21 protein-coding genes are annotated in these 23688 nt (G+C 63.9%); 17 read left to right on the top strand and 4 right to left on the bottom strand.

The window, feature by feature from the left end:
- Positions 1 to 71 precede the first annotated feature (71 nt).
- The 4 genes from O6X71_RS18680 (at position 72) to O6X71_RS18665 (ending at position 6581) form a co-directional block, all read left to right on the top strand.
- Positions 72 to 629 carry an SLATT domain-containing protein gene (locus O6X71_RS18680; protein WP_353467197.1) on the top strand — a complete coding sequence of 186 codons (558 nt, stop codon included), beginning with the start codon at positions 72 to 74 and terminating at the stop codon, positions 627 to 629.
- On the top strand, positions 626 to 2161 hold the full coding sequence (locus tag O6X71_RS18675; protein ID WP_353467196.1) for a nucleotidyltransferase: 1536 nt from the start codon (positions 626 to 628) through the stop codon (positions 2159 to 2161). Before O6X71_RS18680 ends, O6X71_RS18675 begins: the two co-directional genes overlap by 4 nt.
- Positions 2162 to 2847: 686 nt before the next feature.
- Positions 2848 to 4860 carry an ATP-dependent nuclease gene (locus O6X71_RS18670; protein WP_353467195.1) on the top strand — a complete coding sequence of 671 codons (2013 nt, stop codon included), beginning with the start codon at positions 2848 to 2850 and terminating at the stop codon, positions 4858 to 4860.
- Positions 4857 to 6581: a UvrD-helicase domain-containing protein gene (locus O6X71_RS18665; RefSeq protein ID WP_353467193.1), complete on the top strand. Its 1725-nt coding sequence runs from the start codon at positions 4857 to 4859 to the stop codon at positions 6579 to 6581. Before O6X71_RS18670 ends, O6X71_RS18665 begins: the two co-directional genes overlap by 4 nt.
- Positions 6582 to 6991: 410 nt before the next feature.
- Here the strand turns inward: O6X71_RS18665 and O6X71_RS18660 are convergent, their stop codons facing one another.
- Positions 6992 to 8377: an RNA-binding domain-containing protein gene (locus O6X71_RS18660; protein WP_353467192.1), complete on the bottom strand. Its 1386-nt coding sequence runs from the start codon at positions 8375 to 8377 to the stop codon at positions 6992 to 6994.
- Complete coding sequence (locus O6X71_RS18655; protein ID WP_353467191.1) at positions 8374 to 9012, bottom strand: DUF4062 domain-containing protein; 639 nt, start codon at positions 9010 to 9012, stop codon at positions 8374 to 8376. Before O6X71_RS18655 ends, O6X71_RS18660 begins: the two co-directional genes overlap by 4 nt.
- 172 nt (positions 9013 to 9184) lie before the next feature.
- Here O6X71_RS18655 and O6X71_RS18650 point away from each other — a divergent pair, with 172 nt between their 5' ends.
- The 5 genes from O6X71_RS18650 (at position 9185) to O6X71_RS18630 (ending at position 13258) form a co-directional block, all read left to right on the top strand.
- Positions 9185 to 9763: a hypothetical protein gene (locus O6X71_RS18650; RefSeq protein ID WP_353467190.1), complete on the top strand. Its 579-nt coding sequence runs from the start codon at positions 9185 to 9187 to the stop codon at positions 9761 to 9763.
- Complete coding sequence (locus tag O6X71_RS18645; protein ID WP_353467189.1) at positions 9760 to 10479, top strand: hypothetical protein; 720 nt, start codon at positions 9760 to 9762, stop codon at positions 10477 to 10479. The genes O6X71_RS18650 and O6X71_RS18645 overlap by 4 nt, the downstream gene beginning before the upstream one ends.
- Positions 10479 to 11786, top strand: a complete 1308-nt coding sequence (locus tag O6X71_RS18640; RefSeq protein WP_353467188.1) for a hypothetical protein — start codon at positions 10479 to 10481, stop codon at positions 11784 to 11786. Before O6X71_RS18645 ends, O6X71_RS18640 begins: the two co-directional genes overlap by 1 nt.
- 13 nt (positions 11787 to 11799) lie before the next feature.
- On the top strand, positions 11800 to 12339 hold the full coding sequence (locus O6X71_RS18635) for a hypothetical protein (RefSeq protein WP_353467187.1): 540 nt from the start codon (positions 11800 to 11802) through the stop codon (positions 12337 to 12339).
- Positions 12340 to 12463: 124 nt separating this feature from the next.
- Complete coding sequence (locus O6X71_RS18630) at positions 12464 to 13258, top strand: hypothetical protein (protein ID WP_353467186.1); 795 nt, start codon at positions 12464 to 12466, stop codon at positions 13256 to 13258.
- A 718-nt stretch (positions 13259 to 13976) separates the two neighbouring features.
- On the opposite strand, the gene O6X71_RS18625 is transcribed toward O6X71_RS18630, so the two are convergent.
- Positions 13977 to 14594 (bottom strand): TetR/AcrR family transcriptional regulator, encoded by a 618-nt coding sequence (locus O6X71_RS18625; RefSeq protein WP_097383931.1) that lies wholly within the window; start codon positions 14592 to 14594, stop codon positions 13977 to 13979.
- A gap of 87 nt (positions 14595 to 14681) precedes the next feature.
- Between O6X71_RS18625 and O6X71_RS18620 the strand changes: the two genes are divergently transcribed.
- The 4 genes from O6X71_RS18620 to O6X71_RS18605 all read left to right on the top strand — a co-directional run bounded on the left by O6X71_RS18620 (position 14682) and on the right by O6X71_RS18605 (position 17974).
- Positions 14682 to 15857: a 4-hydroxybenzoate 3-monooxygenase gene (locus O6X71_RS18620; RefSeq protein WP_309703905.1), complete on the top strand. Its 1176-nt coding sequence runs from the start codon at positions 14682 to 14684 to the stop codon at positions 15855 to 15857.
- Between the two features lie 336 nt (positions 15858 to 16193).
- On the top strand, positions 16194 to 16601 hold the full coding sequence (locus tag O6X71_RS18615) for a VOC family protein (RefSeq protein ID WP_097383933.1): 408 nt from the start codon (positions 16194 to 16196) through the stop codon (positions 16599 to 16601).
- A gap of 122 nt (positions 16602 to 16723) precedes the next feature.
- A complete protein-coding gene (locus O6X71_RS18610; protein ID WP_097383934.1) occupies positions 16724 to 17098 on the top strand; it encodes a VOC family protein in 375 nt (124 codons plus the stop codon).
- 39 nt (positions 17099 to 17137) lie between these two features.
- Positions 17138 to 17974, top strand: a complete 837-nt coding sequence (locus O6X71_RS18605; protein ID WP_097383935.1) for a DMT family transporter — start codon at positions 17138 to 17140, stop codon at positions 17972 to 17974.
- 102 nt (positions 17975 to 18076) lie between these two features.
- Here the strand turns inward: O6X71_RS18605 and O6X71_RS18600 are convergent, their stop codons facing one another.
- Positions 18077 to 18853, bottom strand: coding sequence for an AraC family transcriptional regulator (locus O6X71_RS18600; RefSeq protein ID WP_235654548.1), 777 nt, complete (start codon positions 18851 to 18853; stop codon positions 18077 to 18079).
- A gap of 88 nt (positions 18854 to 18941) precedes the next feature.
- Here O6X71_RS18600 and O6X71_RS18595 point away from each other — a divergent pair, with 88 nt between their 5' ends.
- The 4 genes from O6X71_RS18595 to O6X71_RS18580 are packed head-to-tail and all read left to right on the top strand — an operon-like array spanning position 18942 to position 23543.
- On the top strand, positions 18942 to 21041 hold the full coding sequence (locus O6X71_RS18595; RefSeq protein ID WP_353467185.1) for an FUSC family protein: 2100 nt from the start codon (positions 18942 to 18944) through the stop codon (positions 21039 to 21041).
- The gene (locus tag O6X71_RS18590) at positions 21038 to 21253 is read left to right on the top strand and encodes a DUF1656 domain-containing protein (protein ID WP_097383938.1); all 216 of its coding nucleotides are present in this window, start codon (positions 21038 to 21040) and stop codon (positions 21251 to 21253) included. The genes O6X71_RS18595 and O6X71_RS18590 overlap by 4 nt, the downstream gene beginning before the upstream one ends.
- On the top strand, positions 21250 to 22140 hold the full coding sequence (locus tag O6X71_RS18585) for a biotin/lipoyl-binding protein (protein ID WP_097383939.1): 891 nt from the start codon (positions 21250 to 21252) through the stop codon (positions 22138 to 22140). The genes O6X71_RS18590 and O6X71_RS18585 overlap by 4 nt, the downstream gene beginning before the upstream one ends.
- The gene (locus tag O6X71_RS18580; RefSeq protein WP_353467184.1) at positions 22137 to 23543 is read left to right on the top strand and encodes an efflux transporter outer membrane subunit; all 1407 of its coding nucleotides are present in this window, start codon (positions 22137 to 22139) and stop codon (positions 23541 to 23543) included. The genes O6X71_RS18585 and O6X71_RS18580 overlap by 4 nt, the downstream gene beginning before the upstream one ends.
- Positions 23544 to 23688 lie beyond the last annotated feature (145 nt).

Below are 23688 nucleotides of genomic sequence, written 5' to 3'. Positions count from 1 at the left end.
TGACGACCGGACACGATCAACCAGCTGACCGTCGGGAAGGGGCGGACTCGGACGGAGGAGAACGGCACAGGATGACCGGTTTCACGCAACTGGAGGATCAGATCCGCGAGTGCTTTGGTCGGGTCGTCTACACGCACAAGACCCACGAGAAGATGGGCGATCGTTGCGGACGGACGCTTCGGCGTTACAAGCTCGTCCAGATCGTTCTCACCGCGATCACGGCGTCGGGCGCCTTCTCGGTCATCTTCCTTGACGAGGTCGCGCTGAAGATCGCCACGGCCGTAGCATCGATCGCGAGCCTGATCATCTCGGGATACATGAAGGGCTTCGATCCGGGCGGGACTTCGCAGAAGCATCGGGATGCGGCGGCGAGCCTGTGGCCGATCAGGGAGTCGTACCTGTCGCTGCTGACCGACTTGCGTATGCGGCGAATCTCGGACGGCGACGCCGTGAAGCGACGCGACGATCTCCAAGCGAAGCTCGCCACCATCTACAAGGGTGCACCCCAGACGACCGCCGCCGCCTACTCGGACGCGCAGGACGCGCTGAAGAACCGGGAGGACCTGACCTTCTCAGATGGCGAGCTGGATCTGCTTCTCCCCTCGTCGCTGCGAAAGGCCCAAGCATGAGCCAGCGCAACGTGATCGGGGAAGCGCTGATCGAGGACCTGGCGGAGACGCTGCAGATCCCGCAGTCCCGCTACGAGGCAGCGGGCCGCAGCTACAGATCGGTCGCGGACTGGCTGGATCGGCCTGCCTCCGTCTTCGCCGGCGTCGATCTCGACGTCTACACCCAGGGCTCATTCCGGCTGGGAACGGCGATCAGGCCCGTGAGCGGGGAGGAGCATTACGACCTGGACGTCGTATGCGAGTTCGATCTCGACAAGTGGGATCGCACCCAAGCTCAGCTGCATGCGGACCTCGGCAGGGAACTGAAGCTCTACGCGGCTCGATACGGCATGGATGATCCCTCACCGTGGGATCGATGCTGGACACTCAATTATGCGGACGAAGCGCAATTCCACATGGATGTGCTCCCGTCCGTGCCGGATGGCCAACGGCGCAGGCTGATCCGCGAACAGGGGTTTCCGTCCTCCGATCTCGTGCAGGACGCGATTTCGATCACCGACGCGCAGCACCACAACTACCGTCGGTTGAGTGACGACTGGCCCGCTAGCAATCCCAATGGATATGCAGCATGGTTCCTCGGCCGGATGCGACCAGTGTTCGAGAGCCGGCGCAAAGCGATGGCCATCCAGGCCCGTGCCGACGTGGCCGACATTCCGACGTATCGGGTCCGCACGCCACTGCAGTCGGCGATCCAGATCCTGAAGCGTCACCGCGACATGAGGTTCGTCGACGAGCCCGAGGGAAGACCGAGCTCGATCGTGATCACCACATTGGCCGCGCACGCCTACGGGCAGGAGAGCACCATCGCCGGTGCGCTGCTCAGCATCCTCGATCGCATGGATGCCTACGTGGAATGCCGTTCCGGCGAGTGGTGGATAGCGAACCCCTCCGATCCGCGGGAGAACTTCGCCGACGCTTGGAACGACGACTCTTCGAAGCAGGTGGCGTTCGACGATTGGCTGCAGACCGCACGGGTGGATTTCGCCGCCGCGTCGAGGCTCGGCGACGCGATAGAGTTCGTCGACGTCCTCGCTCCCAGGATCGGTCGTGATCTCGTCGAGGCCGCCGTCGCGCGCCGTGGAGGCTCACGACGGCAGGCTGTCACGCTCGCGGCACGGGCGAACCGTGCGATGCGGCGGGTGCTCGATGCACCGCATCGCAGACCAGCCAGCTGGCCGACCTTCCGTGACGGCAGCGTCGATATCGTGGTCGCCAGCGCGATGCGCGACGGCTTCAGGCCTCAGGTCTTCGGAAGCGGCGAGCCGATCGCCCGCGGCTCGGAGCTGCGCTTCGACGCCAGAACGGACGTGAAGCGTCCATTCGACGTGTTCTGGCAGGTCGTGAACACCGGCGAAGCCGCGAAGCAGGCGCGCGACCTCCGCGGCGGCTTCGACGTGGGCGACATCACGCCCGGCGTCCTCTCCCGCGAAGAGACGGCGACGTATCCGGGCAGCCATAGCATCGAGTGCGTTATCGTGAAGGACGGGCTGCTTGCCGCAAGGAGCGGACCGTTCCTGGTCACGATCGCGTAATTAGGGCCGAGACCCACTAAGTACTGCCAAACGATAAGGGGTGCAGTAAAGGTCGTGGCCGAGAAGAAGGCGGTAAGGCATCAAACCTCATCCTACATTCAAGCGAGCCTTCATCAGACGGCATGCAAGCATCTGGTCACCCCATCGTGTGGCGAACGTCTCGGATATCTCGAACCAGCTGCCATCGTTGCCGGCTCCATGGTTGCGTCCCATACAAGAGCACTGGCACTCGTGGCCGACCGCATTCAGGCAAGCCGGGGAACAGTTCTCCTGTTCGCGGTAGGGTTGGATCACGTAGACCGCCCCAAAGGTGGCAAGCGCACGTTCCACGAAGTCGTTGAACCAGGCCTTCGGTATCTCCCAACAGCGTTTGCTTGCGATCCATGCGGGCGAGGTGCGTCTGTCGTTCTGCAGCCAGGACCGGTTAGTCTCAGCATATGGAAGCCGCAGCCGCAACAGCTCCCCCTTACCGGTCCTGCGAAGAATCACCGGGACCTCGCGCTGGTTCCAGATGCTTGTGAGTTGCTCGGCGTCCATCCCGATTGCCCCCAGGTTGATCGTGCAACCGCCGGCGACTGGCCGAGATCGAGGGCAGCTTCGGTCACGTCCCGTCCGGATCGGTTCCACATCACTCTCGCCGATCAACTACCGCTCGTCTATGCAGTATCGTTAGGATGGGGGAAGCGATGTTTCTCAAGCGCGTGAAGTTGGCTAACTTTCGTTCCTTCGATGATACGCATCTCGAACTGCAGAAGGACCTGACGGTCCTGGTTGGCGAGAACAACGGCGGAAAGAGCAATGCGATCGATGCGATCCGTCTGCTAACGCTCCCGCTGAGTGGTCGTCGGGAGATCTACTGCGAGCCCACCGATGTCCGCTTCCAGTGCGGCGCAACCCAATTCGATTTGGAGGCGCATTTCGCGGAACTCTCGTCGGGGCAGCAGGGGCGCCTGATCTCCGCCGCCACCGACGCCGGCTTGACGAATGCCTGCTTCGGATTGCGGTACGACGGCAATCGGCAAGGGGCGAGACCGCAGCTCTGGGCCGGTAGGGACGGAAACGCGCCCGAACCGAATTGCCACGACATGGTCCGACACGTTTATCTGCCGACGCTGCGCGATGCGAAGCGGGCGCTCGCATCCGGGAATCCGACCCGCATCATGGCCCTCCTCAACCACTTTCTCGAGGGGACGACCGCCTCCGACCTCGCAAAGGAGCTTGCAAGGACACGCAGGCACGATGTGCTGGTGAAGGTCGACGTTGCCGTCGAGAAGGGCCTCTCTGCATTGACGGGCGGCGTGCGCCGGCAGGCCGCTACGCTTGGCTTTGCATCGGACGAGGGGTTGATCGACATCGCCCGCGATCTGCGGTTCAAGCTTGCCGATCACGGCGTCGATCCAGAGGATCTGCGGTATTCCGGCCACGGCTATGCGAACCTACTCTTCATGGCGATCATCGCCGTTGAGCTGGAAAAGGTCCGGAGCACGGATTTGACCTTGTTCCTCGTCGAGGAACCGGAGGCGCATCTGCATCCGCAGCTGCAGGCTGCAGTCCTTTCGTTTCTGCGCGAGCAGGCGGAACAGTCGCGAATGAACCTTCCGACCGACCACGCTCCCGCTGGGGAACTACAGGTGGTGGTAGCCACCCATTCGCCGAACCTCTCGGCGTGGGTTAGCAGCGACAGGCTGGTGGTTTTCAAGTCGGTGATCACCTCGGTTGACGCCGCGAAGGCGGATGAGCTGCCTGAACCAGGATCTATCGACGCCAGCATCATAGAGGACGTCCTTGGTCACGCGGGCAATACGAATGGCGAGGCCGCCGCGGAGTCCGTCGCGGAGGCGATCTCGGCCGTCGTTCCGCGTCGAGCGACACGATGCCTGCCTTTAGCCAATATGCCGCTTAGGGATCTTGATCGCCGCAAGGTCGACCGCTACCTCGATGTTACGAAGGCGGCGCTGCTCTTCGGCGGTCGGGCACTGCTCATCGAAGGCATAGCTGAGGCGCTGCTGCTGCCGGCTATCGCGAAGCACCATGTCCTGAAAGACCACCCGGAGAAGCTCCGGCTCTTCAGATCCGCCCTGTTCATTCCAATCGATGGTGTCGATTTCCAGCCGTACGTGACCCTTCTTCTGACCGAAATGGAGGGGGCCAGGATCGCGGACCGCGTCGTGGTGATGACCGATGGCGACAAGGGGCTGAAAAAGGAGGAGGACGACGACGAGGTAGCGGGCGACGTTCTGAATGAACAGACTGAGGGACCCGCCGAGGAGGCTGGGGACCTCAACGCGATTGAGGATTCCAAGAAGGTCTCCGAAGTCGAGGCTGACACCGGCGATGAGGGGCTCACTCCGGGTGATCGAAGAAAGCGGGCCTTGGACAAGCTGATCGGCAGACTTGGCGCGAGCGCCTACTTTGCAGCGATCACGAGCACCTATTCGCTAGAATCGGAGCTGATTGAGGCGGGCAACGCGGACCTGCTTGAGAAGGCCTACCTTGAACTGCACCCACGCTCGAAGAAGAAGTGGCGCGACGCGATGAAGCTTGATGGTGACGATCGGGCCTCCGCGATTCACCGCATCTTCAAGAATGCCCGCAAGGGCGACTTCGCCCAGGTGCTGGCGCGACTGATTGAGGACGGCGAGAAGCTAGCAGTGCCACCCTACATCAAGCACGCCATCGAGCAGCTGGTGGCAACGTGAGCGGAGGATACGCTCCGACCAAGGAGCAGGCGGCGGTTATCAGCCATGACGGCTCGGCATTCGTGAGCGCCTGTCCAGGTGCCGGAAAGACGCGGACGATGGTCGAGCGAGCGAGACTTCTACTCTCGGACCGGCGGGATCGCCGTGGTGTCGCCTTCCTGTCTTTTACGAACGCGGCCGTCGACGAACTAGAAGTGCGGCTCCGCAGATTCGGGATCCTGCCGATGCCGCTCTTCCCGAGCTTCATCGGCACCTTCGACAGGTTCCTCTGGCAGTTCTTCGTGGCACCGTTCGGAATGGAGGGCTGCGACGTCTCGCCCCGGCTGATCCCGGACAAGGGCGACTGGGTCGTGCGGCCTCATGAGACGATGCAGGGGCTGCCCCTGAAGGCCTTCGACCGCGGGACGGGCAGATTGAACCGCACGATCGCCGCAGATGAGGGCTTCAATATGGATCGCGACGCCACGAGACACGAGGCTCTCGCACTCCGGATGCTCGCCTCCGCCCGCTCGAAAGGGCATGTCGATTTCGAGGACGTGCGCACCTGTGTGAAGAGGCGGCTTGCCGACGCGGCCTTCGCCGGGCGGCTAGGGAAGGCCCTTGCCGCTCGTTTTAAGGAGTTTTTCGTAGACGAAGCTCAGGACTGCAATCCCGACGACCTCGGGATCGTGCAGTGGCTTCGATCCTCAGGGCTAATCGTCAAGGTAATCTGCGATCCGAATCAGTCGATCTACCAGTTCCGCGGAGGTGTTACGGACCAGCTCCATAGTTTCGCCGAACGCTTCGAGGATGGCGACAGGCTTCCGATGAGCGGAAACTTCCGGTCAACGCCGGCGATATGCGCCGCGATAGTCCGATTGAGGCCGCCCTCGGCACGCGGCGTGCCGGACCGTGCACTCGGTAACAACAAGGACGATCCCACCGCCGTCCACGTAATCTCATACAGTGGAACATCGGTGCCGGCGGCGATCGGCGTAAAGTTCGGCGAACTCGTGAAGCCTCTTGGAATCGCGGTGGCGGACGCGCCCATATTGGCGTCGAGATTCCAAAGCGCGGCCCGGGCGATCGGGCATCCCGTGCCGAAGGATACGATGCACAAGACCCTGGTGCTGGCCAAGGCAGTGACGGATTTCCACTTCTCCTTGAACCTAGGCAACCGGCGCGAGGCGCTGTCCAATCTGCACCGCGCAATCCTGCTGGTTCAGGGTCGGATCGAGAATATGGGCGCCTATCACCGTTACATATTGACTGAAGATCTGGAGGACGGTCATTGGCGGCCAGCGATCATTGACGCTGCAGCGGCGCTGAAATTCTTACCCGGCATGTCCGCCGATGCGTGGCTCGACAAGGCCCGCAGCGCTTTGGAACCAGGACTCGTCGCATCCGGCGGCATCAGGCAGCGGCTAAAGTCGAACACTGATCTGCTGGCCGCCCTGGCCATTCCGTCCTTAAATGCGCATCCGGCTCGAACGATCCACTCAGTAAAGGGAATGGAGTTCCTAGCCGTGTGCGTCGTCATGACGAGCACGAAGGCGGGAGGTATCCTCGAACATCTGGAGGGGGCGGCTCGCCCCGAGTTTGCAGAGGACACCCGAAAGATCTACGTCGCAGCCTCTAGAGCGGAAAAGCTCCTCACGATTGCGATTCCAAAGAGTCGCGCCAAGCGACTCGAGGCTCTACTCCAAGGGAATGGCTGTCCGACAGTCCGCCATGACATCTGACAAGCTATCAACTCAAAAGCAGAATGCCGGCGTCTGATTAGAGCTCCTAAGAGTGCTTGCTGTTCTCGCCGAACTCACCTCCTCGGTTGTCGGATCCTTCGCTTCGAGCGCAACTCAGTGGCGGCACACGAATGGCATGCCCGTCTCGCCAGTTCGGCGAGCAGCGAGGATTCCCCGCCGCCCGTGCAGCCGGCCAGCACGACTTGATTTTGAAGCAGGTGCATCGTCATTCTCGTGCGATGATAGAGTGGCCGGATTTGGCTGGATTTGGCCGGATACTCTGATCGCCTCACTTCGCTGCGCGCGGGAAAAGCCTAGAAATGCGGGGGAATTGCAAAAACTGTGAGCGCCGATGACGGCACCGGATGACCCAATTCCATGGCCGAATTTGGCCGGATACGGTCGGATAGTCAGACCGTCCGCTCTGTCCGCCGATAGATCGTCGCCCGGGCCTGACCGGACCGGTTTAGGAAACCGGCGCTCTCCAGCTCGGCGAGATCGCGGCGGGCCTGCCGCTCCGATACCTCCGTCTGCTGCACATAGTCCAAAAGACGGATCGAGTCGCCGGGCCGCAATTGCTCCATGAGTTGGGCTTGGCGTGGCGACAGCGCGAAGTCGACTACGCCGTCCGCCGCATAGATCGTCAGGGTGACGCCGCTCGGCGCGTCCTTCCAGACCGGCGGCCGAGCGCCGAGTTCGTCGCATGCAGCTATGATCTTCTGCGTGCCGCGACCGACGCGCTCCATCAGCCGCCACAGATAGAGGACATGGGTGATGTCAGGGTTGGGCGGAATGGAAGGATGAAGGCGCTTCAGATCGATGACCCTGATGCCGCGCGGGAGGCGGCCCGAATTCCAGATTTCAATCCGGTCCGGATACACCGATACGGTCACGCCACCGGAGAAACCGGCATAGTCGCGATGGGCCAGCGCATTGACCAGACCTTCGCGGAGCGCTTCGAGCGAGTAGTTGGGACGGTCCTCGCGGCCACGATCGCCGGGGGCGAAGAAGGACTGGACGCGAACGTGTGCGCCGATCTTCTCCATGAGCTGCGTATAGACCTGGTGCAGCGGACCCTCGACCCAGCGGTCGTCGAGATAGGCGGCGGCGGTCTTGTCGCTCTCGAAATGGATGAAGCGCACCCGCGCTTGTGGATGCCGCTGCGCCGGCCGCCTAGCGAACAGGATGTCGCAGCCGTTGGTAAGCCCGTTCGATGCGATAAGGCCCAGTTCTCGAAGTACGCGCCGGACATCGTTGCCGTCCTCGAAAACGAAGCGGCCGGTTTCGGTCGCCGACGAGACAATCTCGGCGATATCGTGCCGCACGAGGTCATCCTCGGACAGCGTGACCGACGGCCGCCGTTCCCAGCGGTTGGCCTCGACCGATCGGCCTTGGACGATGTCGCGGATGGTTTCCGGATCGGCTGCCGCCGTCCGCTTGCCGCGGCGCGTGAAGATCTGGCCGTCAATCACATAAGGCACGTCGCGGCCTTCAGGCGCCTCGATTGAGATGATCGCACGATCGTCTTCGCTGTCGACGCTGACGGTGAACAGCGCCTTGGGCGTGATCACGTCCTGCAAATGGGTTTCGAGCCTGCGCCGGGTGGCCTCGGGATCGGCGCCGACGCCGACAATCTCGCCTGACGGATCGACGCCGACGAACACCACGCCGCCGCGCGCGTTGAGGAAGGCGCAAACGGTTGCGGCAACGATGCCGGCAAGCTCGGCCGAGCGGACGAACGCGGTCGAGCTGCTCTCACCCCCTTTGATCTGTGCGCGGATCTCTTCGGAGATCATGATCTATCCTCTTCGACGCGCTCCATGACCTGCCGGGGATTGGCAAGTTGCTCTTCAAGAAAGCGCTCGACCTCCTGGAAGCGATAGAATTGAGCGGTAGCATAGCGCAACGCATCTTCATCGCTCACGAACTTCTGGACCCAGTTGCCCGTGCGGTCGCGGAACCGCACCTCGTTCCGAATGGCGGTTTCGTACATGTCAATGACGCGCAGGTCGTCGAGCACAGCCGAAGCCTCGAATGGCAGGGCTGCGCGCTTCTCAGCATCGTCGTGTCCGAGCTTCTCCAGCAGCTTGCGTGCAAACACCACATGGTCGTGCGCGAGCAGCCAACGCGGCTTGTTAAGCTCGATCGCGGTGCTGAGCTCCTTGTGTGTGATGGAAATGTCGGCGCCGACGACGCCCGAACCATAATAGGGTGTGATCAGACCGAGGAAGAGATCGCAATCCTTCACCGCCTGGATGCAGTTGTCGAACGCGCTGATCGCCGAGTTGGTGGGCATGGTGCCGGCGTGCGAACTCCAAACCTCATAGCCGAACTGGGTCAGCACCGCGTAGATGCGATCCAGCAACTCCTCGATGCCATAGACGGTCGAGGACACCATGATGATCGGCTTCTTGCCCTTCGTCGTCGCCATTCCACCCCCGAGCCCCGCGCATCGACTCGATGCGGCGGTCTCCTCCTAGAACAGACAGCGACCGTGCGCGAACAGGTGCCGCCAAGCAAGTCCAGCTTGCATCAAGGCGAGCCCGTGCCGAGAAGAAGGAAGAACCTGTGGGTCGTCCGGCGGGTCGGGGGCGGATTGATCAATGTCGCTGGAGAAACTTCAAATGCCGCCGCGCGGCGAACCGCTAGTGCTGGCGTGGCCGCAGGACGGCAGAGCCGACGGGTTCTTGTACTTCGACGAGCCCGCCGCATGGCGGTCATTTGTCGAGGGCCTGGCTATTCATCCGGCGATCCCGCAGATCGTGACCAGCAAATTCGCGCGGGCGCAAACGCTTTACCTCCTTGGCTGGCTCGACTTCGGCCTGATCAAGGCCGGCGAGCTGGCTGCTTTGATAGCGCTCGAGCTGGCGCTGGTGGACCGCTATGGCGGCGCAGTCTCGAAGTCGAAGCGCAGTTTTGCGGCTCTGCTGCAGCATATGGTCACGGCCGACGGCCTGACTGACGCCGATATCCCGATGGTCGTGCGATGCAACGGCGCCGCTGTCGGCCAGCTCACCGGCGAGACCCGGCCGACGCTGGCAGAGCGGCGGAACCTCCTCGCTCACGGCGACCCGTTCGATGGGCTGCCGGCCGGTGGCTTGCTCGAACTCGTCCGCGACCTGATCAACTATGCCTATCACGGCTACATTGCGGAAGCACAGGCGCAGGGGATCGATTCGTGACCCCGTTCCGCTGGCGCAACTGCATGGCCGACGTCCACGCCTATCGGCACGACTATACCGTCCAGGCCTACGTTGAGGATGTGGTCGCTCCCGCCGTCGCGACGCTCGAAGCCAAGATCGAAGAGCTAGGCCGGAGTGACTGCGGGCCGTCGCCCTTCGCCCAGGCCGACCTGAAGAACATGTTGCGCGAGACGATGCTGGCCTTTGGCTTGTCGATCCAGTCGATCTGGGAACGCCAGCTTCGCACCTACCTGATGGGCTGTGCGAGCGAGTTGCGGCCCGGCGAGCCGGTGGCCGCGAAGCTCGAAAAGGCGGATTGGTCCGGCCTCTGCAAGTGGTTTCGCAAACTGCGCGGGATCGACCTGGAGGCCTTCCCCAGCTTCCCAACGCTCGACACCCTCCAGCTTCTCGGCAACGCCTGCCGGCATGGCGACGGCAAGTCCGCGACCGAACTATCGCTTCGCCATCCGGAGCTTTGGCCGGTGATCCCGCCGATGCCGGAAGGCTTCGGCGTCTCCCCGTCGCTGCCGCCGTCGGTCAGCCGCATGGAGGTCTCAGTGGAATGGCTGCGAGACTTCGCCAAAGCCATTGCTGCCTTCTGGCGCGATGCCGAATATATCTACAACGAGAGCATCGAGCGCAAAGACCCGCGTCTGGAAGCTAGGCTGATCCGCGAACGCGCGGAGCGGAGCTGGCTCCCGCAGGCGTCCACTTGATGCCGGCGAGCCAGGCCCTGATCGAAGCGGTCCAGGCCCTATGGCGCATTCCGCGTCCCGGCCCCGACAATCTCCTGTCGGCGCCGGAGTTCATGGCCTTGGCCGAGATCTGCAACGCCGAATATGGCGGGGGCCATCCGACCTTCGCGCTCTCCGGCGCGCTGCGCTCGCTTGGCCTGCCGTGCGATCTGCCGAAGCCGCAGGCGCATTTAGCGTTGCCCCCCTGTCAAGCGGCGGAGGCGCTCGCCGCCGCCTATCAACGCAAGAGGGCGCGGCGGCTGCATCTTTGTCCGCTAGACACGGCCGACGAGCTGCCGGCGCTCGCCTTCGGCAGCGCGCAGGTGCGTCAGTATTCGACCGAGGAACTTGCCGGTCTGTTCGACGCGACGCGGCTCGCGCGCAACTTCCCGACCCGGCCGCTGGAGGTGGATCGCCTCGCGCAGTTCCAGTGGCTCGTCGTCGAAGAGCGGGTCCAGCTCGACCATTCGCCCGAGCGGCGCGCCTTCCCCTGGCTCTATGAGAACCTCGCCCGGGACTATGGCGCGATCGATCCGCACCTCGGGAAGTTTCCGCCTGCCGTCGAAGGGGCGCTGGCGTTCCTGCTTCTGGCGCCGTGGGAGCAGTGGTCAACCATGCAGCAGGTTAGCTGGCGGGGCTTCCGAGTGCCATGGATACACACGGTCAGCGACGACCTCTTCATCCGGCCGAGTCCGCCGCCGAGCCCCGACACCTTGTCGCTCGAGCCGTGGATCGTGACCGACAACTGGGGCGAGGACGTTGAGCTGGAGCGGCCGACGACGATCCCGCTCGAAGACGAGGCGAAGCCCGAGCTGGAAAAGTTCGACGCGGCCGCCTGGCAGCAATTCGAGCACGGCCGCGCCTCGGCGCTGTTCGAGACACCGATCGTCCACTTCCTCGTCCGCGCCTTCCTCGCGGACGGCATGGATGAGGTGATGGCGCATATGACTGCGATCGAGGCGTCGCTGGGGCTCAAGGCTGATCATCGCAACAGGCCCAAGACGGACCCTCACAAGAACCTCGGCGCGACCAAGCGCGTAATGGCGCGGATCGCCGCGCTGCTCGGCGACGTGCAGGCCGCGGCGGACTACAAAGACCTGTTCGAGATGCGCAGCGCCTATGTCCACGGCCGCCGGAGTCTGGCCACGGTCGGGACAGCCAATCGCGTCCGCGCGCGCAGCCTCGCGCGGCGGATTGCGCGCGCGTTGATTGACGTTGCGACGCAGCCCGCGCAGCCGCGTGACGTAGTCATGGCGCAATTGCTCGATAAGGGAGCTCCGATGCTATGATGGAGGCCGTGTCATGGCAGTGACCGTCAAGGCCGTCCGCAAAGCCTTCGGGCTCTTGTATGAGTCGATCTTGGACCGAAACTTCCGCAAGACGCTCGACCTCAACAAGTGGAGCGAGAGCGAGTTGCTGCCGCTCGTTCGGACTTTCTTGTTGGGCTACTTCAAGCACTGCTATCCGGAGGAATGGGTGCGTCTGCCGAGCGCGCCCAGCAAATGGGGACGGATTGACTTCCAGATCGGCGATGTCGCCGTGGAGTTCGCGGTGCGGCGGCCGCGCGACCGCAAGGGCCCGCTGTCGGCCAAGGTCAATCAGACCGAGATGATCAAGCTCCTCATGTATGACGGGCCGGCCCTGCTGGTGCTGTTCGACTTCTCGCAGCACCCGTTTGAAGAGACCGACATCGAGCGCTTCCGGGACTATCCGTCTCTGGGTCGCGGCAACTTCAAACGATCGGCATTCAACGTCGCCTATTTTCACATCAAGTCAGCGCGCCCGCTCACCTGTGGGTGCATCTCGAAGAACGTCCGCATTGCGAAACGGTCCAAGCGATAGATGCCTGCCGATCCGGATCGGCAGGTATTTTTAGCCGGCCAGATAATCGTTCGTCAGGGCCCTACAGGTTGGCGGCTAATCGCTAGGACAGGCTTTGCAACCCGACTGCCAAGAAGGCGCCACCATGACGACACCCGACCCCGTACAGTTCTGCGAAGCGTTTCTCCGCAGCGAAATCGCCTACAACACTGAGAACAACATCCTCCCGAGCGAAAACGCGGTCGCCGAACGGCTGCTCGCCCGCCGCCTGGAGATGAAGCCCGTCTACGCTGAACTGCAGAAGAGGCTCGCGCCCGACGAACGCGCGATCCGCGTGTTCCTCGGCGTGATCCTCTCGGCAACATTCTGGGATCCCGAAGCGATTGCCGAGGCGCGCGCTGGGCGCGCGCGCCTGGAGGAGGTCAATGCCGAGATCGCCGAGAAGGCCAGCGCTTTGGTCTCACTTCTCCAGGAGCGTGAGGAACTGCACAACGAGTCCGGATTCTGGTCGAACACCGAATATCACCCGCTCAACCTGATCGACCGCGCCGGAGAGGACATCTACCTCTACAAATCCTATGTTCGAGAGCCCCTGAGCGCCACGCGCACCTACGACCTCAAATATTGGCCACGGATCGCCGATTGTATCGCCGTCCTGGCGCGCGATGCCGAGGAGGCTGAGATTGAGGCAAGTGACGAGATCACCGAGGCGGCTACGAGCGCAACGCGCAGGGGCCTTGCCGATTATGCCAAGGCGATCTTCGCCGGTATCGAAACCCGGCGCGAAGGTCTTCCGATCCTGATTCCTCTCGACTTCACGCTGAGCGACGCGAGCTTCGCTACCCTGGTCAATTGTTCGCTCGACCTTGGTCCCGACGACGGCGTCGGCGCCGAATTCGTGAAGGGGGTCCGTCAGCGTGAACGGAATCGAAAGGGCTAGAACGGCTCGAGCGAATAGAGCTAGATCTGGTTCGGCTAACCACGCTGGCCTTACCACTTGTCTGTTAAAAGTCAGCTTGGGCAGAGAAGTACTGACAGCGTTCTAAATTGACCAGAGGTACCGGTTTCGCGGAGATGTCCGTGTCCGCTTAGCAATGCATCTTTAGATATGGCCGGATATTCTCACGCCTGGACACCGGCCGCAAAAGTCATAGACGCCTACGGAGTAAGACCGAGTTCGCCTAGACTTGTTAATCCCCGGGGGGGGGCTGCCAAAGGGGTTTCGTTTCCAAACACACCTTTCATAATATAATCTGTCGGGATGAACGAACGGCCGAAACCAAGAAGCCTGAATGAGCCAGCCGACGTCCACTTGTGGGTCTAACGCTTCTGCGAAAAGTGGCGGCTCTCGACCAGACCCGGTCGTTCCCATAGCAACCTCCGAATGTCAGCTCCGGACGTAAGCGGCCACTAACCGGTCCCGGACCAGACAATCCGCCATTGCCCAATCAAACATGCTCGGCTGCTTGCCTTACCGTTCGGGTGCCGGTGGCGCTACGCCGCTCGGCAGTCCCGTTTCTCCATCTCCAGCGGACAGTTTTGGGAAATGGCAATCGTGAACAGATTTAGGGAAAACCGCGGAGTCTAGGCAGGGCAGCTTCGGTCGCACGCAGTTTGTCCCGTTGGAGGTTTCTTTGCGGGAACATACCCACACGGGTTCAATCAAGGCCGAAGCGGCCGATCAGCAAGTCGGCTAGGAAGTCGGCCTGTTGGAGGAGGCGATCCGTGGCCCCCAGTTCATCGGTGGCATGCTCGGTGAAGCTGGTGATGAGGATGGCCGTCGTCTCAACGGTGAAGTCGAGCGCCTCCGGGACGCGATCCCGCAACGCGTCAGCCAAGAACCGATGGAACAGCGCGGTCCCGCGTTCGAGCAGCGCCTTGAACTCGGGCGTCTCGCGCAGTTCCACCGAAGCCGCCCGAAGCCCACGACGCAGTTCCACCTCAGCGGCCTCGACGAGTATCAGCTCACGCACGAACGCTCGCAGCCGCTCTGCCGGGCTCGCGCCTCCATCGGTCAGAATGGGTTCTAGCCGCGCGAACTGCTCGGCCCATGTTTTGGTGACGATATGGAACAGCAGCGCCTCTTTGTTCGGGAAATACTGATAGAAGGACGCGACATTTACCCCAGCACGCTCGGCGACCTTATTGGACGTGAAATCGGCCAAGCCGCCACGGCTTAAAATGTAAGTAGCTGCCTCCACGATCGCCGCCACGGTCGCGACGGCGCGCGCCTGCCGAGGCTGCTTTTTCGAGGCAATGTTGGGCTTGCGCGCCATTAGCCGAACACCCTGATCCGTATGTGATTAGCGGATGCAAGCCATAGCTTATATTTTGGGGGCATCAAAATTGTCGAGGAACCTGACATGCCGACTACCGAAGAAATACCCGTCGTCATCATCGGCGCCGGGGCCGCCGGGCTGACGCTCGCGACGTTGCTGGACACTGCCAAGGTGCCGTGCATTGTCCTTGAGCGGCAGGACCGTACCTATATTGAGGGCCGCCAGCGGGCCGGTGTGGTGGACGCGCGCGGAGTTAGGATGTTCGAGCGCTGGGGGCTGGCGGATCAACTGCTCGCCGGACCGGTCGCGCAGACCATCGACTACCGCGTGAACGGCGTCGGCCGAGTGTTCGAGATTGCCGGCGACAATGGCAGCGAGGGCCGCTTCTGTACGCAGCAGATGCTCGTCAACAATCTGCTCCGCGAACTGATCGACATGAGAGGCGGCGACGTGCGGTTCGACGTGACGGACGTGACGATCACTGACGAGGACGGCCAGCGCCCCCAAGTCCGCTATACCCGCGAAGGGCAGGTGCACACGATCGCCTGCGACCACATCGCGGGCTGTGATGCGGATCGTGGTGTCAGCCGGGCTTCCATCCCTGCCAGTGTCCTGACGACGATTAGCCACGAGTTCGGCTACGCTTGGCTGGCGGTGCTGGTGGAAGCGCCGGTGGTGGCTCACCCCATCATGGCGGCGAGCGACCACGGCTTCGTCGCACAACTTCCACGCGGGCCTCAACGCAGCCGCTACTATCTGCAATGCCCTTTGAGCGACGGCACGCAGGACTGGCCGGACGCGCGCATTTGGGATGAGATCCGCTTGCGGCTCAACGATGACACGATCCCGGACGCGGTCGTACTCGACTGCGAGGTGGTGCCGCTCCGCTCCGTGGTCCACGCCCCGATGCAGCACCGCAACATCTACTTGGCGGGGGACGCGGCCCATCTGGTGCCGCCCACCGGTGCCAAGGGCATGAATATGGCGCTCTACGATGTGGATGTGCTCGCGCAGGCGCTGGTTGACGCGGTAAACAGTGATGATGGATCGACACTGGCGGGCTATTCGGCGACGGTTCTGCCCCGCGTCTGGAAATATCAGGAGTTCAGTGCCTGGATGACGGACATGATGCATGATGGCGGCGACCCCACGCAGAATGGCGCGTTCCGCCAGATGACGGCGCGCGCGCGTCTTGATGAATTGTTCAGTTCACCCGTGGCGGCGCGACTTCACAGCGACTTCCAACGCGGCGTCGCCTAACAATCCGGTGTCCCCCGCGTTTCAAGGCGAGGGCCATTCCCTAAATAGCATCCCAATGGGAATGCCGCCGGCCGTCTCGCTCGCAGTTCGTTTTTGAGAGGCCAGCTCCCTTCGCTTGACGCACAGTGTACACGGACTAAACTGTTAAGCGCCTAAAAAGACAGCGATGCAGGTATGGTGACAACCTGCGGTCTCTTGCGAGACAGTCACGCTTGAGCGGGTGATGCCGCTCTTGGCCATGGCCGGACACAACGAGGATTGCGCTCGTGCGTGGCCGGTCGTCGTTGTCTGACCACGATCGGCTCGTGTCCGTCTCACCAACGGAAAGGCACGACCATGAAGCTGAACCACATCAAACTTTACAGCCACGACACCGAAGCCGACCGCGCTATGTTCGAGCATTATTTCGGGCTGCGCACGCTAGTCGTGCGCGGCACGAAGATGGCGATCATGCAGGACGATGATGGCCTTGTGCTGATCGTCAACCATTTCGAAAACAAGCTCGACGGCTTCGACTACCCAAAGCAGCTCGACATTCTGCATGTCGGCTTCATCCAAGAGTCGCGCGATGCCGTCGATGCCCTGCATGCCCGCCTAAGCGGCGACGGCGGGGAAACGCAGGCGCCGCACGAGGCGCATGGTGCCTGGTCTTTCTATTTTCGGGCAAAGGGCGGCTACTGCATCAAAGTGACGACTCTGACGCCGATAGGCCCCGAAGAAGCGTATCCTGGTGACCGGCAGTAAGGTTCGTTTTGGGGTCGGCGGAGCCATCCGCCGGCCATTTCCGGCTGCGATGCCGTTCAAACGAACCGGCGTACAGCCCAGCCTGCAATCCCGTATGTCCGGTCTTATTCCTGGGATGACATATGTTCACGCACATCATGATTGGCAGCAACAACCTTGAGCGATCCAGAGCCTTCTATGACGCTACGTTCACGGCACTGGGCGGCAAGCCAGGCGAGAGGGATGAGAGAGGCCGGCTGATCTACGATCACGACGGTGGGCGGCTGATGATCACCCGGCCGATCGATGGCCACCCGGCGACTGTCGCCAATGGCGGAACCATCGGCATCGCCGCCATCAGCGCGGATCATGTTCGCGCTTGGCACGAGGCCGGCACCGCGCGTGGCGGCACATCGATCGAAACCCCACCGTGCGAGCGCCCGAATGGCGTTTTCGTCGCCTATCTCCGCGATCCCGATGGCCATAAGCTGACCGCGCGGACGAAGGCGACGCGGTAGCTTCATGGAACTCGACCATTCAGCTGGGCAAGGAGGCTCATGTCCATCGGCATCAGCCTGATCGTCCTTTTCGCGGCGGTTCTGCACGCGAGCTGGAACGCCCTTCTGCGCGGAGGCTGCGACCGGCTCTGGTCGATGACGATCATGTGCATCGCCATTGCACTCGCCTGTGCCCTGATGGCGCCCTTCGTGGCGGTTCCCGCAACAGCGAGTTGGGGCTGCATCGCTTTATCGGCGCTGCTGCACGTCGGATACAACCTCTTCCTCGTGCGCACCTACCGGCAAGGCGATCTCGGGCAAACCTACCCGATCGCCCGCGGCGCCTCGCCGCTTCTGGTGTCGCTCGGTGCCGCAGTCTTCGCGCGCGAGCTGCCAGACGCGCTCAGTCTGACGGGCGTGCTGCTGGTGTCGGGCGGCATCGTTGCGCTGGCCTTCCAAGGGCGGGCCATCGGGCGGCAGACATTACTTTTCGCGCTCGGCACCGGCGGCTTCATCGGTGCCTACAGCGTGACCGATGGCGTCGGGGTGCGGCTATCCGGCTCGCCTATCGGCTACACCGTCTGGATGTGCCTGTCGTGGGGCCTGCTCGCGCCGGCGACCTACATCGTGCTGCGGGATGCCCGTTCTCTGGTGCGCGGGCGCAGGGAAATGCTGGTGGCAGCCGGCGGCGGGCTCGCCTCGCTTCTGGCCTATGGCATCGTCATCTTTGCCATGGCGCACGGCACGATGGGACCGGTGTCGGCGCTGCGGGAGACAAGTGTCGTCTTCGCGGCCCTTATCGGACGCGTCTTCCTGCACGAAAGACTGAGCCGTTATCGGATCACGGCCTGCCTGGTTGTTGCCATGGGGGCTCTTCTGATCGGACATGCAGGCTGAAGAGAGGACAGATCGGAACGTTGCTGGGGCGAGCGACCGCTCGCGATCCGGATGAGCGCGTCTTACCGCGTGAGGCGGCGAGGTTTCGGGGATCAGAGCAGTTCATGCCCGGCGCTGCGCAAAATACTGTGCTGGCGTGCTGCCGAGCGCCTTGCGGAACATCGTGATGAACGCGTTGACCGAATCGTAGCCCAATTCGGCCGCGACCTGCTGGACGCTGGCGCCGCTCGCCAGCTCGCGTAACGCAACGACGAGGTGGAGCTGTTGGCGCCAGCGGCCGAAGGTCAGGCCGGTCTCGCGCAGCATCAGCCGCGCCAGCGACCGCTCGCTCATCGCGACGCGGACGGCCCAGCCGGCGAGCGTGCTGCGGTCCGACGGCGCGGCGGTCAGCGCGTCGGCGATAACGCGAATCCTGCTATCGCCTGACACCGGCAGGTTCAGGCGCTGGCGCGGCATTTCGGCCAGCTCGTCAAGCATCACCCGGGCCAGGCGGGCGGCATGTCCGTCCGGGGAATAGTCGCTGGGCTCGTGCGCCAGGCGATCGATCATCGCGCGGATCATCGCGGTCAACTCCAGTGCGCAGCAATGGTCGGGAAGCCTGCTCGCGCCGGGCTCGACGAACAGATAGTCGACCCGCGCATTTGCGGTCGCGCGCGCGCTGTGCGGCACCCCGCCCGGAATCCAGATGCCGCAGCCCGGCGGCACGATCCACACATCGTCCGCGGCGATACAGGTGACCGCGCCGTGCGACGCCAGGATCAACTGCGCCTTGCGATGGACATGGGTGGGCACTTCGGCGGCATGGTCGGTGAAGTCTAGCCGGTGCGCGATCGCGGTCGCGTCCGCCGCGTCCGGATCCAGGATGGCAGTGGCTAGCATAGGTCGTGACATCAAGATGGCAGTTTATAGGGATAGATTGGCTGGATAGCTAATATCATCGCTTGCTGAGAGTGACTATCAATAAGCGATGGGATATTGGCTTTTCTGGTATGGCGGGTGGATCGGACCCGAAATCGCGCTGCCCCAGTGGCAGTGGCCGCGATGGCGGAACCCGCTGCGCAATCCGGTCGTCAAGACGGATGTCGAGGCGCTACTGTTCGCCGCCAAGAGCTTCGTTGCCGCGCTGCTGGCCTATTATGTCGCGCTTCGCATCGGGCTGCCGCGCCCGTCCTGGGCGATCGTCACAGTCTACCTCGTGTCGCAGCCTAGCGCCGGAGCCTCGCTGGGGCGTGGCGTCTACCGGCTGGCGGGCACGCTGGTCGGTGTGATCGCGACGGTGGCGATCATCCCGATATTCGCGAACGAGCCGCTGGTGTGCAGCGTGGTGCTGGCCGGATGGATCGGCCTGTGCCTGTTCCTGTCGCTGCTCGACCGGACACCCCGCGCCTATGCCTTCGTGCTGTCCGGTTACACCGCCAGCCTGATCGGCTTCCCTGCCGTCGCGGCACCGGACACGATCTTCGATACCGCATCGGTGCGGGTGCAGGAGATCGCACTTGGGATCCTGTGTGCGGTGCTGGTCCATCGCTACGTGATGCCTCGACCGATGACCGGCCAATTCAAGGCGAAGCTGGCGGCGACGTTGCGCGATGCCCGCCAGCTCGCTGGCGACGCGCTGCGCGAGGTTTCAGAGAACGAGCGCCGCGAGGATCGCCACCGGCTGGCCCTGGACCTGCTCGCGCTGCGGGGGCTGGCGACGCACCTTCCTTATGATCCGGTCGCGGGAAGGCCGAGTGCTGCGTCGGTGCAGCTGATGCACGACCGACTGGCGCGGCTGCTGCCGCTCCTCGCCGACGTCGAGGAGCGGATCGATGCCCTTCGTGCCCGTCGCTTGGGCATGCCGGTGGAACTGGCGCAGCTCGTGCTTGACGTTCGCGCCTGGATCGCCTCGGACGAACTTGTCGAGCGGGAGGCGGGCGCGCTCTGGTTGATCCGTCATGCCCGTTCGCTCGCACACGGTGGATCCGACACCGGAGATGCGCTGTCGGCCAATGTCGCGGGGCACCTCGCCGACCTGGTCGGCCTGCTCCACGACGGCGACCGGCTTGGGCATGAGGTAATCACGGGGGCGTCGGCGTTCGCGGTAGAGCCGCTCTTCGTCAAGAAGCGGGTTAAAGGCTACGTTTTCCACCGCGATCCCGTCATGGCGGCACGCGCCGGGGCGGGCGCCATCGTCGGGATCACGCTCGGCTGTTTCGCCTGGATCTGGTCGGCATGGCCCGATGGCGGGCTGGCTGTATCGGTGCTGGGGGTCACCTGCGCGCTGTTCGGCAATGTCGACAACCCCGTTCCCTTCGTCCGAAAGTACATTGTCGGCTCGATCTACGGCGTCGCGATCAGCCTGGCCTACAGCTTCGTCATCCTGCCGCGCGTCTCCGACTTCCCAACCCTGCTCGCTGTGCTTGCACCCACCTTCCTGTTCGCCGGATCTTTGCAGGCGCGGCCCGCGACCGCCTTCATGGCGCTCGGCGTGACGTTGACAATTCCGATCCTGGTCGGGCTGGGGGCCGAATATGGCGGCGATTTCGCCGACGCCGTCAACAGCAGCATCGCCCTGTTCGTGGGCGTCGGCTTCGGCACGGTGAGTATGGCGCTGTTCCAGACCGTCGCCCCCGATGCCGCGATCCACCGCCTGCTGTGGCTCGGTCGCCGCGACGTGGCACGCCGCGCGCGAGGCGGTGGTCCGGCAGAGGCGGCATGGACCGGGCTGATGATCGACCGCGCCGCGCTGCTGATGCCGCGGCTCGCCCTGTCGGCGCGGCCGACGAAGGCGACGCTGGACGAGACCTTGCGCCACCTGCGCATCGGGCATGCGGCGGGACTGTTGCATCGTCGGCTCGGTCGGCAGGGCGGAGCGGTCGCGGACGACGCGCGGGCGGTGCTGGCGGACGTCGCTGCACATTTTGGGAGTGCCAGCGCGCCGAGCCTCGCCGAACTCAGCCGCAGTGTCGACGCGCTGGCTGTGAGGATCGCCGACGCGGCAGAGGCAGATCGCTCGCTGCTCGACCCACTCACTGACCTGCGGTTCGCGCTGGCTCCGGTGCCACAGGGCGAGGTCGCGGCATGATCTCCGACATCGTCATCGGTGGCGTGCTCATTCCCGGTCTGCTGGCAGTCGCCTGCTTGGCGCTGGTGCTGACAGTCGCGATTCTTCGTCTGCTTTCTGCCACCGGCGCATCTCGGCGGCTCGCCTTGCCGCCCGTCGTCGAGCTTGCCGTCCTCGTCATCGTCTTCGGCCTGCTCGTGCAGAGCCTGCCTGCCACTGGATTACTCCAATGAAGCCATATTTCGCCTTGCTCGGGCGCTACGCCGTTACGCTTTCGCTTGTCGCTATCGCCGCGCTGGTGGCGCTGCACCTGTGGGACCGTCACCAACGCACGCCGTGGACCCGCGACGGTCGTGTCCGCGCCGACGTGGTGCGCATCTCGACCGACGTCGGCGGTCTCGTCACCCAGGTGCCGGTCCGCGACAATCAGGTCGTCCGTCCCGGGCAGTTGCTAATCGTCCTCGACCGGCCACGCCTCACCGCCGCTATCGGCCGCGCCGATGCCGCCATCGCCGAGGCTCAAGCGCAGCTCGAACAAGCACGTAAGGAAGCGCGTCGCGATCTTGCGCTCGGAGATCTCGTCGCGACCGAGGCGCGCGAGCAGAATGTCGCCAAAGTCAGGACAGCCGAGGCGGCACTGGCGCGCGCGATCGCCGACCGCAACGTCGCGATGGTCGATATGCAGCGTACCGAAATCCGTGCCACTGTTGCCGGCACCGTCACCAACCTCGACATTCACCCCGGCGACTATCTCGCGGCGGGGGCGCAGGCGATGGCGCTTGTCGACACCGCCTCGCTGCGGATCGAAGGCTATTTCGAAGAGACGAAGCTGCACAACGTGGCCATCGGAGATCGCGCCCGCATTCGCCTGATGGGCGACGATGGCGAGATCCTCGGCCATGTCGAGAGCATCGCCGCTGCGATCGCCGACGACCAGCGCGACGATACCGGCAACCTCCTACCCAAAGTCGCGCCGACCTTCTCTTGGGTACGGCTCGCCCAGCGTATCCCGGTCCGCGTGCATATCGACCGGATGCCCGCGACGACGCGCCTGATCGCGGGGCGGACCGCAACGGTCGAGATCGTGCCCGCCGCGATCGCGGCGGGAGGCCGCCCGTGAGGCGCCTGCTCGCACCCCCCTTCGTGGCGAGCCTTGCGCTGCTGTCCGCCGGCTGCGTAGCGGGACCGGACTACCGCATGCCGCCCGCAGCCATCGTCAATCGACCACAGGCGTCCGCGCCGTTCTTGGGCAGTCGAGATCCTGCCGTGACCCAGGCAGACCTGCCACCGCATTGGTGGCGTCTCTACGGCGATCCCCGGCTCGATGCCTATGTGACCGAAGCACTTGGCGCCAACACCGATTTGCGCGTGGCCGATGCCAATCTGCGCCGGGCGAGCGCGATCGTGCGCGAGGCCGCGGCCGCGCGCACGGTCACGACAGGCATCAGCGGCCAGGCGGCGGGCGCCCGCATCGGCGGGCCGACCGGGACCTTGCCGGCGCCGCTCAGCTACGCGCTCGGCTTCGATCTCAACTATCCGCTCGATCTGGCGGGCGGCATCCGCCGGGGGATCGAGGCGGCGAACGCACAGGCAGAGGCGACACTTGCCGCGCGCGACCATGTGCGCGTGGTGGTGGCGGCGGCTGTCACCCGCAATTATGCGCGCGTCTGCGCCGACGGCGTCGCGCTCGCCGCTGCGCGGCACGTCGTCACGATCCAGCGTTCGACCCTCGACGTGGCGTTACGAATGGTGCGCGGCGGCCGCGGCACACGCTTCGACAGCGATCGCGCACGCGCGGCCGTCTTCGCCAGCGAAGCCACCATCCCCGACATCCTCGCCGACCGGCGTGCCGCGTTGTTCGCGCTGGCGGCGATGATGGGACGCGTTCCGGCCGACTATCCACGCGAGCTGGAAGGCTGCACGACAATACCGTCGCTCCGCCGCCCGCTGCCGATCGGCGACGGTGCGATGCTGCTCAAGCGCCGCCCCGACATCCGGCGAGCCGAACGGCTGCTGGCCGCCGCAACCGCCGGCATCGGAGTCGCCGAAGCCGATCTTTACCCCCGTATCAGCCTCGGCGGTTCGGCGGGAACCGCTACGTCAGTCGGCCGTGCGCTGGCGCCTTCGTCGTTCGGCTTCAGTCTCGGCCCGCTGGTCTCCTGGTCCTTTCCGAACCGCAAGGCGGTCCGTGCGAGGATCGATGAGGCCGGTGCTGATGGCGACGCCGCGCTCGCGGGCTTCGATGGTTCGGTGTTGCTGGCCCTTCAACAGACCGAAACCGCCCTGTCCGCTTATGCGCGGTCACGCGACCGACTGGACGCGCTGGAACGGGCGGCGGGAGCTGCCGACAAGGCAAGCGGGGACGCCGAAAAGCTGCAACGCTTCGGTCGCACACCGTTCCTCGACGTATTGAACGCGCAGGCCAGCTACGCCGACGCGCAAACAAGCCTGTCGTCCGCGCGCGCCAGCCTGGTCGATCGGCAGATTGACCTCTTCCTTGCACTCGGCGGCGGTTGGGAGTGAGGCCGATAAAACTTGTGGTTCAAGCGCTACATCCTGATTATCCGCGCTTGCCTGAGGCCAAGCGCCGTTGTTTGGGCGGTCGACACAGACTCAAGCAATGAATGGCCGTCATTCGGGAACGTTTATGAGAGCCGTTCCGCTTTCC

Origin of the sequence: Sphingomonas faeni, assembly GCF_040407505.1 — a bacterium.
GTDB classification, from domain to species: Bacteria; Pseudomonadota; Alphaproteobacteria; order Sphingomonadales; family Sphingomonadaceae; genus Sphingomonas; species Sphingomonas faeni_E.
The sequence above is the reverse complement of the archived record's forward strand: the minus strand, read 5'-3'. Positions and strand labels throughout refer to the sequence as shown.

What these genes read in the sequence shown, in the direction of transcription:
- O6X71_RS18680 (WP_353467197.1), top strand. Translation starts at nt 72, where the DNA reads ATGACCGGTTTCACGCAACTGGAGGATCAGATCCGCGAGTGCTTTGGT.
- O6X71_RS18675 (WP_353467196.1), top strand. Translation starts at nt 626, where the DNA reads ATGAGCCAGCGCAACGTGATCGGGGAAGCGCTGATCGAGGACCTGGCG.
- O6X71_RS18670 (WP_353467195.1), top strand. Translation starts at nt 2,848, where the DNA reads ATGTTTCTCAAGCGCGTGAAGTTGGCTAACTTTCGTTCCTTCGATGAT.
- O6X71_RS18660 (WP_353467192.1), bottom strand. Translation starts at nt 8,377, where the DNA reads ATGATCTCCGAAGAGATCCGCGCACAGATCAAAGGGGGTGAGAGCAGC.
- O6X71_RS18655 (WP_353467191.1), bottom strand. Translation starts at nt 9,012, where the DNA reads ATGGCGACGACGAAGGGCAAGAAGCCGATCATCATGGTGTCCTCGACC.
- O6X71_RS18650 (WP_353467190.1), top strand. Translation starts at nt 9,185, where the DNA reads ATGTCGCTGGAGAAACTTCAAATGCCGCCGCGCGGCGAACCGCTAGTG.
- O6X71_RS18640 (WP_353467188.1), top strand. Translation starts at nt 10,479, where the DNA reads ATGCCGGCGAGCCAGGCCCTGATCGAAGCGGTCCAGGCCCTATGGCGC.
- O6X71_RS18635 (WP_353467187.1), top strand. Translation starts at nt 11,800, where the DNA reads ATGGCAGTGACCGTCAAGGCCGTCCGCAAAGCCTTCGGGCTCTTGTAT.
- O6X71_RS18630 (WP_353467186.1), top strand. Translation starts at nt 12,464, where the DNA reads ATGACGACACCCGACCCCGTACAGTTCTGCGAAGCGTTTCTCCGCAGC.
- O6X71_RS18625 (WP_097383931.1), bottom strand. Translation starts at nt 14,594, where the DNA reads ATGGCGCGCAAGCCCAACATTGCCTCGAAAAAGCAGCCTCGGCAGGCG.
- O6X71_RS18620 (WP_309703905.1), top strand. Translation starts at nt 14,682, where the DNA reads ATGCCGACTACCGAAGAAATACCCGTCGTCATCATCGGCGCCGGGGCC.
- O6X71_RS18615 (WP_097383933.1), top strand. Translation starts at nt 16,194, where the DNA reads ATGAAGCTGAACCACATCAAACTTTACAGCCACGACACCGAAGCCGAC.
- O6X71_RS18610 (WP_097383934.1), top strand. Translation starts at nt 16,724, where the DNA reads ATGTTCACGCACATCATGATTGGCAGCAACAACCTTGAGCGATCCAGA.
- O6X71_RS18605 (WP_097383935.1), top strand. Translation starts at nt 17,138, where the DNA reads ATGTCCATCGGCATCAGCCTGATCGTCCTTTTCGCGGCGGTTCTGCAC.
- O6X71_RS18600 (WP_235654548.1), bottom strand. Translation starts at nt 18,853, where the DNA reads ATGCTAGCCACTGCCATCCTGGATCCGGACGCGGCGGACGCGACCGCG.
- O6X71_RS18595 (WP_353467185.1), top strand. Translation starts at nt 18,942, where the DNA reads ATGGGATATTGGCTTTTCTGGTATGGCGGGTGGATCGGACCCGAAATC.
- O6X71_RS18590 (WP_097383938.1), top strand. Translation starts at nt 21,038, where the DNA reads ATGATCTCCGACATCGTCATCGGTGGCGTGCTCATTCCCGGTCTGCTG.
- O6X71_RS18585 (WP_097383939.1), top strand. Translation starts at nt 21,250, where the DNA reads ATGAAGCCATATTTCGCCTTGCTCGGGCGCTACGCCGTTACGCTTTCG.